The organism is Priestia sp. J2 (assembly GCF_020790095.1).
Classification (GTDB): domain Bacteria; phylum Bacillota; class Bacilli; order Bacillales; family Bacillaceae_H; genus Priestia; species Priestia zanthoxyli.
Map to the genome: position 1 here is coordinate 2,472,577 of NZ_CP086208.1, position 12,012 is coordinate 2,484,588.

At 38.7% G+C, this 12,012-nt stretch carries 10 protein-coding genes; 2 read left to right on the plus strand and 8 right to left on the minus strand.

The annotated features are described in order from the left end of the window. Positions 1-599: 599 nt before the first annotated feature. Together LJY09_RS12410 and LJY09_RS12415 are read right to left on the minus strand one after the other, a co-directional pair. The gene (locus LJY09_RS12410) at positions 600-1,058 is read right to left on the minus strand and encodes a GNAT family N-acetyltransferase (protein ID WP_154972950.1); all 459 of its coding nucleotides are present in this window, start codon (positions 1,056-1,058) and stop codon (positions 600-602) included. Continuing rightward, on the minus strand, positions 1,045-2,478 hold the full coding sequence (locus tag LJY09_RS12415) for a class I adenylate-forming enzyme family protein (RefSeq protein ID WP_155010143.1): 1,434 nt from the start codon (positions 2,476-2,478) through the stop codon (positions 1,045-1,047). The genes LJY09_RS12410 and LJY09_RS12415 overlap by 14 nt, the downstream gene beginning before the upstream one ends. Positions 2,479-2,638: 160 nt before the next feature. Between LJY09_RS12415 and LJY09_RS12420 the strand changes: the two genes are divergently transcribed. Both LJY09_RS12420 and LJY09_RS12425 read left to right on the plus strand, forming a co-directional pair. Beyond that, positions 2,639-3,196, plus strand: a complete 558-nt coding sequence (locus LJY09_RS12420) for a biotin transporter BioY (RefSeq protein ID WP_154972952.1) — start codon at positions 2,639-2,641, stop codon at positions 3,194-3,196. A 13-nt stretch (positions 3,197-3,209) separates the two neighbouring features. Beyond that, a complete protein-coding gene (locus LJY09_RS12425; RefSeq protein WP_014459939.1) occupies positions 3,210-4,304 on the plus strand; it encodes an acetyl-CoA C-acyltransferase in 1,095 nt (364 codons plus the stop codon). Positions 4,305-4,315: 11 nt separating this feature from the next. Here LJY09_RS12425 and LJY09_RS12430 read toward each other — a convergent pair whose 3' ends face one another. The 6 genes from LJY09_RS12430 to LJY09_RS12455 form a co-directional block, all read right to left on the minus strand. Further along, positions 4,316-4,972, minus strand: coding sequence for an MtnX-like HAD-IB family phosphatase (locus tag LJY09_RS12430; protein WP_154972953.1), 657 nt, complete (start codon positions 4,970-4,972; stop codon positions 4,316-4,318). A 17-nt stretch (positions 4,973-4,989) separates the two neighbouring features. Beyond that, positions 4,990-8,196 carry a DEAD/DEAH box helicase gene (locus LJY09_RS12435; protein WP_154973068.1) on the minus strand — a complete coding sequence of 1,069 codons (3,207 nt, stop codon included), beginning with the start codon at positions 8,194-8,196 and terminating at the stop codon, positions 4,990-4,992. A gap of 132 nt (positions 8,197-8,328) precedes the next feature. Beyond that, positions 8,329-9,546: an MFS transporter gene (locus tag LJY09_RS12440; protein WP_014459936.1), complete on the minus strand. Its 1,218-nt coding sequence runs from the start codon at positions 9,544-9,546 to the stop codon at positions 8,329-8,331. Next, complete coding sequence (locus LJY09_RS12445) at positions 9,546-10,085, minus strand: NADPH-dependent FMN reductase (protein ID WP_014459935.1); 540 nt, start codon at positions 10,083-10,085, stop codon at positions 9,546-9,548. Before LJY09_RS12445 ends, LJY09_RS12440 begins: the two co-directional genes overlap by 1 nt. A gap of 139 nt (positions 10,086-10,224) precedes the next feature. Further along, positions 10,225-10,863 carry a response regulator gene (locus tag LJY09_RS12450; RefSeq protein ID WP_154972954.1) on the minus strand — a complete coding sequence of 213 codons (639 nt, stop codon included), beginning with the start codon at positions 10,861-10,863 and terminating at the stop codon, positions 10,225-10,227. A 15-nt stretch (positions 10,864-10,878) separates the two neighbouring features. Then, positions 10,879-11,997, minus strand: a complete 1,119-nt coding sequence (locus tag LJY09_RS12455) for a GAF domain-containing sensor histidine kinase (RefSeq protein ID WP_154972955.1) — start codon at positions 11,995-11,997, stop codon at positions 10,879-10,881. Positions 11,998-12,012: the final 15 nt, after the last annotated feature.

Here is a 12,012-nt window from a genome sequence, read left to right on the forward strand (position 1 = left end):
TCTTGATAGTGCGTTAGAACAAAACACCCTTAATCATGTGGAAACCAATAAGTGCAAAAAAACTGCACCTAGATTTAAAATAATCGAAGGTGCAGTTTTTATTAAACATTGTAATTTAATCTTCTTTATTCAATTCCCCAATAGAAAATTGAGTCCATTCCATACTCATCTTCACTGATGAAAATGCCAAATTTCTCATCAACATTTATAAGTATGAACCAGAAATAAGCTTCAGAATTATTAGCTTCTGTATAATATAATACACTTTCTAAGTTTTCATAAAAATCTTTTAATTTAATTATTAAATTAGGCAGTTGTTCATGTTTTCTACCATTGTAAATTACAACTTTTTGATTGAGATAACCCTTTATTTTGTTTTGAAATTCTTCTAATTCAACTTTTATTCTTTTCTTAAATAGTTATCTATTGTTCTTCCCTCGCTTTTTGTGTCCTGAACGATTTTCTGGGTAATGGGTGCTTCTTTAATCATATCTACCTTTTTTATAAGGATTTAACCCATCTACCACGTGAAAATACGGACCTCTTCCATTTGCATTCCAGTACAGTAAAAAATCCGCGGATATAATCCACGGATTTTCTTACAGTTCTTTTTCCAAGCAGTTAACTTGATTATGATGCAGCGGCTTAGTGGAATACTGTGTAAAACCAAGGCGCTCCCAAAACAGCTTAGCTCTAGGATTTTGAGACAGAACCCCAAGACGTAGAACGGAAAGCCCCTCTTCCTTTAGCTTCTCTTCAAACGCTAGATACGCCTGCGTTCCGAAACTGAAATTGTGATAGGCGCTATGAATAATAAAAGCTCCAATCCACGGATGATCATCGTTAGGATTTTGTTTCATGTAATCAATAACCCCTACGTATGTATCGTCGGCTTTTATAAAATAACTGTCCGTTTTTTCATTCATATATTCTTTAAAAAGCTCTTCTTCACTCCGCTCTTTCTTGCCGTTTTCCAACGCATTGTATGCTTCGTTTGAATTGATAATCTCTGACAGAATATACATCGTGTCAGCTGTGACGGGTTCAAATGAAATCATATGTCTTCCCTTCTTTCTCTGTAAAGTAGCTGTATATCGTTGCTTTGTCAATTTTACCATTTTTCATTCGCGGAAAGGACGTTAAAACTCTCCATACGCGCGGGATTTTATAAGCAGATACTCGTTGTGTCAGCGCTTGTCTTACTTCAGAAAGAGAAATGTTCTCTAAAACAATTGCTGCACCTACAACTTCTGAACGTTCAGCATCTACTATGCTAAAGACAGCTGCTTCGCTAACGCCCGGTATTTGTAATAGCAGCTCTTCAATTTCTTCAGCATATACTAAGCTTCCGCTGCTTTTAATCACATTTTTATCTCTTCCTACGATGGTAATGCTCCCGTCTTGAAGCTGAACTGCAATATCATGCGACGTAACATATCCATTAAAAAATGAGCGGTTCGTTTCTTCGCTATCTTTAACAAACCCTTCGAATGCTTGAGTTGTTTTCACAAACAGTATTCCTTTGTCTCCTTTTTCTACTTCTTTTCCACGTTCGTTCAGGATTAAAACGTCTACACTGTCAACAGGATAGCCTACTGTATGAGGCAGCGTTTCAGCGGTATCTGGTGAAAGTACCGTAACAAATCCCATTTCAGAAGATCCGTAATATTCATACAAAGAGGCATCAGGAAATGCTTGTGAAAATTTCTTTCGAACGGAAGGCGATAATTTATTGCCTACTGAAATCACAGTCTGTGGCAAAAGTCGTTTTTCTTTCGGTCTGCTTTGTATGTACCGAAGCAAAGGAGAAATTAACGCGGGTGTAATAGACATACAGCTAGCTTCCTTGTTAAAAACAGCAGAAGGTGTAAACGCTTCTAGCATGATAGCATGCATGCCGCTGCAAAGCGCATGCAAAACCGGATAAAGCTGCGCGGAATACGAAATATGTAAGGGGATAAGTACTTTTTCATGTTTCTGTAAAGAAAATACGTCCGACCATTCTTGAAATGATGAAGACCAAGAATGATGCGATTTTACAAATCCTTTCGGTCTCCCTGTTGATCCAGAGGTAAATCCAAATAAAAATAGATCGGACAGTTCATTTGCTTGCCGTATAGGCAGGATTGGTTTTTCTTTTGTTATGTTAGTTAAAGAAGATGTTTTCCATAGCCAATTCGGGGACTGAATAGAAAAATAGGTATCCACTTCAGCCTCTGTTAGCTCATTATGCAAAAGCATCACAATTCCACCAGCTTTTAAAATCGCTAAAAATGACACAACAGCTGCTGCATTGTTTGGCATGCTCAACGCAACGAGCTCTCCTTTTTCCATTCCTTTTTCCTGCAGCTGATTTTCAGCTTTGCATACATGATCCCACATTTGACCGTAGCTTAATTTATTAACAGAATCCGATAGTGCCAGTCTGTCAGGCGTTTGTTGACACTGATTAAAAACTAGTTCTTCAATTCGTTTCATTACTCCGTAAGCTCCCTTTTACTTTTACTTTTACTTTTAGTGTATCGTAAATGCGGGTTTGAGAAAAGAAAAATGTAAACTTATATAAAAATTAAGTTGACTAATTTAAGTTTAATAAGATACGATAGTCATGTTTTATCATACATAGCGGAGGTTTACGATGAAAACAAAAGATATGACGTACGTTGCATTATTCACAGCTATAATGGGAGCTCTAGGACTCGTCCCTCCTATTTTTTTATCTTTTACACCCGTTCCAATTACTCTTCAGCCTATGGGTGTTATGCTGTCAGGAGGAATTCTTGGAGCTAGGTTAGGAGCTTTAAGTCAATTTCTCTTTTTATGTTTGCTAGCAGCTGGCGTTCCTTTACTTGCTGGAGGACGCGGAGGAATTGGGGTATTTTTGAGTCCGAGCGCTGGATATATCATTGGCTATGTGTTTGCAGCTTTCTTTATTGGCTGGACGCTGTCACGATTAAAAAATGTAACGATTGCAAAAGCTTTTGCTGTCAATGTGTTATTTGGGATTGTGTTAGTCTATGCCTGTGGCATTCCTGTGCAGGCAACGCAGCTTCACATTCCGTTTCTGAAGTCTCTTCAGCTAAGCTTTGTTTACCTTCCAGGTGACTGTATAAAAGCAGTGGTCGCGGCTTATTTAATTACAAAAGTTCGAAAAGCAGTAGCGGTACCTGGCCGTTCTAACACTGCTTCTATGTAAGGATGTGATGACTATGTATCAAGCAGCCGTTGTAAAAGCGAAGCGTACGGTCATTGGAAAAGAAAACGGTCTACTGAAAGATTTTCACGTTCAAGAGCTAGCGGCTCCTTTATTAAAACAGCTTAGCGCTGGAATTGAACATGAAATTGATGACGTTATTTTAGGAAATGTTGTAGGTCCAGGAGGAAATGTAGCCAGGTTATCCGCTTTAGAAGCGGACCTCCCTTTTTCTATCCCGGGAATGACCATTGATCGTCAGTGCGGAGCTGGCTTAGAGGCGATTCGAATGGCCAGCTATTTGATAAAAGCAGGTGCAGGAACGTGCTACTTAGCTGGAGGCGTTGAAAGTACAAGCACTTCTCCTTTTGAAAAAAGAGCACGTTTTTCTCCTGACAAAATTGGTGATCCCGACATGGGAATTGCAGCAGAAAACGTGGCCCAGCGATACAACATATCTAAAGACCAGCAGGATAGATATGCTCTTTTAAGTCATAAAAGAAGCTGGGAGTCTTTTGAAAAGAGATTGTTTGAAGAAGAAACGCTTCCTCTTCGAAATGTGATGCAAGATGAAGCATTTATGAAAAAACGAAACCTAACAAAGCTGCTGCAAAAAGCCAGCCCCGTCTTTTTAAAAAATGAAGGCACCGTCACCGCAGCCAACAGCTGTGGAATTAACGACGGAGCCTGCATTACGCTTGTGATGGAAGAACAAAAAGCACGCGCTTTAGGCTTTCAGCCCGTTTTGCGTTTTATTGACGCTGATATTTCAGGAGTGTCACCTCTTTACCCTGCTATTGCGCCCGTTTCTGCGATTAAAAATATCTTGAAGCGAAATTCGCTTACGGTAGATGATATTGATTTATTTGAAATCAATGAAGCATTTGCTGTTAAAGTTGTCGCTTGCATGCAAAAACTGGGGATATCAGAAGAGAAAGTAAATATTTGCGGAGGAGCATTGACGCTAGGACACCCATACGGAGCATCAGGAGCTATTTTAGCTACGCGTCTTTTTTATGAAAGTAAGCGCCGTGACGTGCGATATGTAATAGCTGCTTTAGGAAGCGGAGGCGGAATAGGAACAGCGGTATTATTTGAAGTAATCAAATAATACCGCTGTTTTTATGCCTTTTTTATTACATTATGTTGCATCAAATATTGCTCAATATCTTTAAATGTCTCAACCGGAACAAATGAAACGTTTTGTTCGCGCAGTAAATCTTGCAAAGAATCTTTCGCAAAGGTAACATCTGCATATTTTGCTGGATGCGAATCCGGCTCGCTGTCGCCAGCAAAATAAATTGTTTCATATGCCTCTTTTAGTTCTTGAATAACAGCAGATTTATCGATGCCGTAGCGTTCTGAATGCCATCTGTGAGCAGGATCTAGACGCAGATGAACATTGTTTTGATGGAAATATCCTTCATTCGAATAAACTTCCACTTTTTCAACACCGTATTTATCTAAAATCGGTTTAATATAGTACGTTGTTCCAGCGCTTAAAATATAAAAATCTCCGCCGTTTTCCTGAACAGCTTTAATAAAAGCGGGCACGTATTTATCAATTGGAATATTCGCTACTTCTTCTAAAATTTTCGGTTCTTCTTGGTGAATGGATTGAAAAACAGTAGATAAAAAATCAATATCTTTCATTTCTCCTGCTTTCCACCGGCGGAAAAGTTCTTCACCTTCTGGAAAATACTTTTCAATCACAATCCAGTAAAAATCTTTTTTTGAAATCGTTCCATCAAAATCTGATACAAACGCCCATTTTTTCATTCCTCACACATCCTTTGCTACATACTAAGCAGTTCTCGGAGCTCTTCTTCTGTCAAACTAGAAAGCATTGTTTCTCCCGGCTGAATAACCTGTTCAATGAGTTCTTTTTTCTTTTGCTGCAAGGCGTAAATTTTTTCTTCGATGGTTCCTTGAGAAATAAGCTTGATGACCTGCACCACATTTTTTTGTCCAATGCGGTGTGCACGGCCTGCCGCTTGTTCTTCAATCGCGGGGTTCCACCATAAGTCATATAAAATAACCGTATCGGCTCCCGTTAAATTTAAACCCGTGCCTCCGGCTTTTAATGAAATTAAGAAAATGTCTTGTTCTCCATTATTAAACCGATCCGCCATTTCCACTCGTTCTTTTGATGGCGTTTGACCGTCTAAATAAAAGTACGAGAGATTTTCTTTTTGAAGCTCTTCTCGAATAATATGAAGCATGCTTGTAAACTGAGAAAAGATTAACAAGCGTTTTCCATTGGCAACCGCATTTCTTGTAATCTCCAGCAGCTGCTCTAATTTGCTTGAATCCCCTTCGTAATTTTCAACGAATAGGGACGGATGACAGCAAATCTGGCGAAGTCTTGTTAATCCCGCCAAGATCTTCATTCGGTTTTTATTAAAATCTTCACCGGCTAAAGATGATTTTAACTGCTCTAAATAGCCTACATACAACTCTTTTTGTTCTTTAGTCAGCTCAGATAAATGAGTGGTTTCAATTTTATCAGGCAGTTCTTTTAACACATCCTTTTTTACTCGTCGCAGTAAAAATGGTCTTACAATTCGGCTGACCTGCTCCGATGACATGTTTTTAAACTGGCGAAGCCCTGGAAATAAGCCAGGAAGAATGGTCTGGAAAATTGACCAAAGCTCATCAAGTGAGTTTTCAATAGGCGTACCGCTAAGCGCAAAACGTTTTTTAGCTGAAATAGTCCTAACAGCTACTGCTGTCTTCGTTGTATGATTTTTAATACTCTGAGCCTCATCTAGAATTAAAGCATGAAAATGAAGATGCTGATACAAATCGATATCTTGACGCAGCGTTGGGTAAGATGTAATCCATACGTCAGCTGTGCGTTTTAGCTTCTCCTCACGCTCGCTCGGCGTTCCTGTAATGGTTTGAACCGTTAAATTCGGTGCGAATTTCTCCAATTCGTTGCGCCAGTTATAAATCAAGGAAGCCGGCACAACAATTAAAAAAGCACTGCTGTCTTCATCAAGCTCTTTTTCAGATAAGATATAGGCAATGCTTTGAAGCGTTTTTCCAAGCCCCATATCATCAGCCAGTACGCCTCCTAAAGAGTAGTGAGCCAGCGATTTAAACCACTTAAACCCATTGTACTGATAATCACGCAGTGATGCCTGCAAGGATTCCGGTACTTCCCAATCCATTTCCTCGGGGGATTTAAGCTGTGTAAGTAACCTTTTAAATGCTGAGCCAAATTTAGCAGCTGATTTATCACCCGCACTCATAATCTCTTCCACTTGCATTCCTCTATATAAAGGTACCTGCAATGAGTTATCCTTTAAGTCTTTCTCGGTTACGTTCAGCTCACGAAACAGATTTTGGATATGTTCAAAGCCTTCGTTTTCAAGAGGAATAAACGCACCGTTATCTAGACGATGATAGCTTTTCTTTTCTAAAACAGATTTTAAAACATCTTGAACGGTCTGATGATCAATGTCTCCTAAATCAAAATTAATTTCTAATAGCCCATTGCTATTTTGAATGTCAACCGTTGTTACTGGCGCAGAAAAATCCGTATAAGCATAATCTTTCATCTCATCCGTAATATACACATCCGCTATTTCATCAAGCTTTGGAACAATATGAAACAAAAATTCATATAGAGAGTATTCGTCTTGATTTAAGTACAGCTGGTTTTTATAAATATTTAAAGGAGCCGTTTCAATTAAGTCCATAACGCGGTCTTCTTTTTCTAAATCTCGTATCAAGATTTTATCGTGTTTTTCAGACTGGGGTGAAAATGGATTAATTGAAATCTCTCCGTAATTGTACCGAAGCGTCACAAAAAGTTGTTCATCCTCGCGATCAATAAATACTTTTGCTTTTAGTTCAGGTGCAATAATCTGATGAGATACTTCCTTTGCGATATCTACTTTCCCCACTTTTTTTAGTCCTGGAACGACGTGAGATAAAAAATTGCCCATCTGCTCTTCTGCTATAGGTACGACTGGCTTTAAAGGCGCCGTTTTTCGAAGTCCTTCAAGAAGCATTCGCTGATCTTGAGATAGCTCATAAAACGTCCCGTTTAAAAATAACCATCCATATCGATCAAAAAATGAAGCTTGATGAAGTTCCGTAAAGTCTAGCTCAAATCCAGCTGCCGAATGCTTATTTATTTGAAATGAAAAAGGAGCTGAGCTTTCAGCAAAGATAATATTTTCATATGAGTGCCCGTCATGAATAAATGTAAAGTTCCGATCTTTAAGCAATTGAAATAACTTTTTGGCTATGATGGAGGGAATGATTAGTTCTCTGTTATTTGCAGACGAACGATACATGGAATAAGAATTTTTATAAAATGATTCATTTGTCATAATATCCATCAGCAGCTCAATGATTTTCTTATCTTCTTCTATAAAAAAATGTTCCTCAGGGTCATATTCGAAGCGCTTAGTAAATTCGTGAGTTTGGAATTCTTTAACGTCTGTCAAAAATTCTTGAATGTTTTTTACTACATATGTCCGGTCGACGCCTACTTTCATTTCAAGCGCTACGTACATTCCTTCTGAACGTAAAAATTCTTCTGAGTAAGACTTGCAAATAAATTCTACTTTCAACGGATCTTTATCTGCATATTTTCTATGGTCGCTTATTGTTTGCTGATAGCTCGAAAATAAGTCGATAAAGTGATTTACATTTTCGTATTCTTTGCTTTGGCGAAAAGGCTTCGTTTTAATTGGCTGCGGCTTTGCTCGCTCATCGCAAATGGTTAATAAAACAGCTACTTCGTGTTTGCATTCTGAAAACTCGTGATAAGCAGGACAATCGCAGAATGAATAAAAAGAATTTCCTTTTTGTTCAACCATTACTGTATACATTTCCGCACCTCGAACGGATGCTGTCCACGTAGTGGTCTGTTCATTGTATTCCAAATCAAGCACACGCCCCTGCTTGTAATACGTGTGTCCTCTATAGTACGTTCTGCTTGAGTACGAATCTTTTAATTGTTCTTTGTTTAATGTTTTATTTATCATCGCTTCACAATCTTCCAATCGCATAACAGTCAATGCTGTTGCTGTTTAATTTCTATTCAGAACAAATAATGTCCAACGTCATAAACGTTGAACATTATTTGTCAATTCTTCTATTATAACATGCAACAGACATTATAAAACACTCTTAAGCAGTGCAGACTGTTTTCGGTGTTTTCTTTTGTAGAGCGTCCAGCCTGCCACAGCGGATGATAATAAAAGCAGGCTAAGTCCTAAAAAAGCCAGTCCTATACGATCATTAGCCGTAACGTACGTAAAGAAGAAAATCAATAAAATACGAATCCCTAACGTGATAAAGCGAAAACAGCTGTCGACTCTTCCTACGATAATATTCGGTATTTTTTGCATCATAAACGTATTTCGAGCTACTCTTGTACCTGCATTTGCAAAAGCAAGAAGAAACACAATAGAAAAGTAAACGGGCAGAAGCTTCATAAAGAAGATGATCGATATTCCAAGTGCAAAAAGGCTTATATTCAGCATAATAGCTAGCTCAGTGCCTGTTCTTTTTATAATAGATACGATCAATATCCCTGCGGTTAATGCTCCGAAACCATATACAGCACTTTCAATCCCGTATGCTGCTGGACTTGCGTTTAATTCTTGAGTCAGATAAATAGGAAACAAATAGTTCGTCATCATCACAGCAATGAAAGGCATAAAAGAAAGCAGTAAAAAAAGAGATACCGAGCGATTTTCTTTTATGAATGCTAATCCCTCTTTCATCGCAGTGTGTTTTTTATCGCTTCGTTCACTGCTTTGTTTATATGGAATACTCAATAGAAAAAGGAATGCAGCTATGTACGTAGCTGCATCTACTGTTAAAATCCATTGAAGCGACCACCGGGTAATGACTAGACTCGCTGCAGCCCCTGCAAGCATACTCGATAGCTGGCCTTGTATTTCCATAATACTGTTTAATGATTGAAACGCATCTTTTGAAAAAACTTCTTGATTTAATGCAAAAATCGTTGGATAAAAAAACGTGTAGTAAAGGTTTCCGGTTCCGTACAAAATAACGTAGTGAATGGTTGAATAGTCTGTCATAAAACCAAGGATCACAAATAGTATAACCGTGGTAAAACCGATAAGTTCTACTGTTAGCAATAATTTTTTTCGTGACATTCGATCAATAAGAACGCCGATATACGGAGTAGCAACAAAGCTAATCACCGTCATAATCAGCATAATCGTGCCAAATAGTCTATTTCCGTTTGGAGATGCAACTAATAGTAAAGGAATAGCAAGCATCGTAATACCGGAACCAATAGAGGATAAAACATTCGCAGCTACTACGGCTTGAAAGCGACGGTCCTTATAAAGCGCCTTCATCAAACATTTTGCTTAGCTTCTAAAATTTGCTTAGACACTTGTGCATACAGAGTCAGCTCATTAACTAATTCATGAATTCCGTCAGCGGCGTTTTTTCGTAAAGTTCCTTTTTCCACGATGTCTGCAGGGTCTAATACCAACTGCTTAGATAGAACATTCGCATACAAAGCGCGTGTAACGGTTCTAAGGTTGTTTAAAGCATTGATACCTCCTTTTCCTCCTCCTGATACGGCTACAAGTGCTACGGGCTTATGTGCAAAATACGCACTGTTTAAAAAGTCAAACGCGTTTTTTAATGCTCCGCTCATAGCGCCGTGGTACTCAGGCGTCGCAAGTAAGATACCATCCGCTTTTTCTATTGCTTCAGTCAGCACTTTCACTTCTTCTATTTCATACTGATGAGGTTCACCGGTGAATATAGGAAGTGATAATTGACTTAAATCTAGAAAAGAACTTTGATAGCTTTTGTGAAGTTCTCTCGTCACTTGTGTTGTTCGGCCTGTTTCTCTAGGACTTCCGTTAATAATAAGTATATTCATATTTATCTACCCCTCTGTCGTTTGGTTATATGTATAGTATAGGGATGATTGAACTTTTTTTCGTCATGCTATTGATAGAAAGAAAGCTACCAATATAGACTGAGGTGAATAAAGAAAAACCTACAACTAAAGTCGTAGGTTAGGAAATTCCATGCTGAACAGCATATAGAGCAGCTTGCGTGCGGTCTTGAACCCCAAGCTTCGATAAAATATTAGACACATGTGTTTTTACTGTTTTTTCTGTAATATGTAAGGCAGCACCAATTTCTTTGTTGCTTTTACCTTTTGCAATTTCTTTTAATACGTCTTTTTCTCGTTTCGTTAAGTGGTCAATAAAATTGACTTTCTTTTCGCTGCTTTTAGTTAACCGTGTTAGCAAGTGCGTAGTGACTTTGGGATGAAGCTGATTTTCTCCGTTCATTAGCTTTCGAATAGCCGCTACAAGTTCATCTGGGTCACTTTCTTTTAACTGATAGCCTGAAGCTCCTGCTTCTAATGCTGGTATCACGTGATCTTGATCTGAAAAGCTTGTTAAAATCATGACTTGTATATGTGGCGCTTGTTTTTTCAACTCTCTTGTTGCTTCGATTCCATCGAGAACCGGCATCGATAAATCCATTAACACAATATGAGGCTCTAGAGATGTCGCTAACTTTATAGCTTCTTCCCCGTTAGAAGCTTCTCCTACAACTTCTAAATCAGGCTGCGTTTGTAAGAAAAAGACAAGTCCTTTTCGGACGACATGGTGATCATCTGCGATTAAAATCTTTATTTTCATGTGCGCTCCTTTCCGTTATGAAAGAGGAATAGATACTTCCACAACCGTTCCGTTTCCTATGCTGCTTGTAACAGATAGATTCCCATTTAACCTTTTTATTCGCTCGTGCATAGTTTTTAGCCCAAGCGTCGGCAATTCTGCTGAAGCGCTATACATAAATCCATTCCCGCTATCCCGGACTTTCATAATTACTTGGTCTTTGCTTATATTTACGTTTAAATGTACCTCTGCCGTACCCGCATGCTTTCGGCAATTATTAAAAGCTTCTTGTCCGACTCTCCACAGTGTCTCTTCGATCACAGCAGGCAAAACGGACACTCCTTTAATTTGTTCTTTTACGTTAAGCCCTAGCATTTGACCATAGCTTTTTAACGCACTGACAATGCCGTTTTCTAATCCTTGAGGACGAAGCTGCCAAATTAAAGCTTTCATTTCCACTTGAGCATGCTGAGCGGTTTCTTGGATTAAGGAAAAAGTCTCTTTTAACTGCACATCTTTTGCTAAGCTGCTTCCGGCTTTGGCTGTGACATTAATTGAAAACAACAGCTGATTAACAGAATCGTGAAGGTCTTTTGCCAGCCTGTTTCTTTCTTCAATAAGTTTTACTTCCTGCTGAGATTGAGTCAGCTTAATCCGCTTGATAGCCGTGCCAATTTGAAGAGCGACGGATCCTAATAAATCAAGCTCTCGCTGTTCAAAATGAATTTTATGAGGGGCAGCTACATTTAATAATCCAAAGCGTTCATCCCCTGCTTGTAAAGGAACCGTTGCATGATGAGTAATGTCATGTGTATCTCCCCACTCATGAATGACGGAATCTTCAAGTCTCTTACACTCCATAATATTAGACGCTTTTTGAAGCCGGCCATCCATATACCGGTCAACACACCAGCAGCTTCCATTACACATAGGCTGAGCGGTTTTATTTAATAAAGCTGGCGGCAAATGCTGAGCGGCAATCATCTCATGCTTTCCATTTTCATCAATAAAAAAGATCCATCCTGTTTGTAAATCTGTGATTGGCAGCAGTTTTAAAAGCGCATCATGAAGCATGGTATGTAAATTAGTGCCTTCATTTAAAATCTCGGAAATGTCTTTTAAAATCTTCAGCTCTGAAATATGGTCTTTTTCCATAGCCTCTCTCTCTCC

Excerpts from the sequence above, each read along its gene's own strand:
- LJY09_RS12410 (WP_154972950.1), bottom strand. The coding sequence starts at position 1,058 with ATGATTTCATTTGAACCCGTCACAGCTGACACGATGTATATTCTGTCA.
- LJY09_RS12415 (WP_155010143.1), bottom strand. The coding sequence starts at position 2,478 with ATGAAACGAATTGAAGAACTAGTTTTTAATCAGTGTCAACAAACGCCT.
- LJY09_RS12420 (WP_154972952.1), top strand. The coding sequence starts at position 2,639 with ATGAAAACAAAAGATATGACGTACGTTGCATTATTCACAGCTATAATG.
- LJY09_RS12425 (WP_014459939.1), top strand. The coding sequence starts at position 3,210 with ATGTATCAAGCAGCCGTTGTAAAAGCGAAGCGTACGGTCATTGGAAAA.
- LJY09_RS12430 (WP_154972953.1), bottom strand. The coding sequence starts at position 4,972 with ATGAAAAAATGGGCGTTTGTATCAGATTTTGATGGAACGATTTCAAAA.
- LJY09_RS12435 (WP_154973068.1), bottom strand. The coding sequence starts at position 8,196 with ATGATAAATAAAACATTAAACAAAGAACAATTAAAAGATTCGTACTCA.
- LJY09_RS12440 (WP_014459936.1), bottom strand. The coding sequence starts at position 9,546 with ATGAAGGCGCTTTATAAGGACCGTCGCTTTCAAGCCGTAGTAGCTGCG.
- LJY09_RS12445 (WP_014459935.1), bottom strand. The coding sequence starts at position 10,085 with ATGAATATACTTATTATTAACGGAAGTCCTAGAGAAACAGGCCGAACA.
- LJY09_RS12450 (WP_154972954.1), bottom strand. The coding sequence starts at position 10,863 with ATGAAAATAAAGATTTTAATCGCAGATGATCACCATGTCGTCCGAAAA.
- LJY09_RS12455 (WP_154972955.1), bottom strand. The coding sequence starts at position 11,997 with ATGGAAAAAGACCATATTTCAGAGCTGAAGATTTTAAAAGACATTTCC.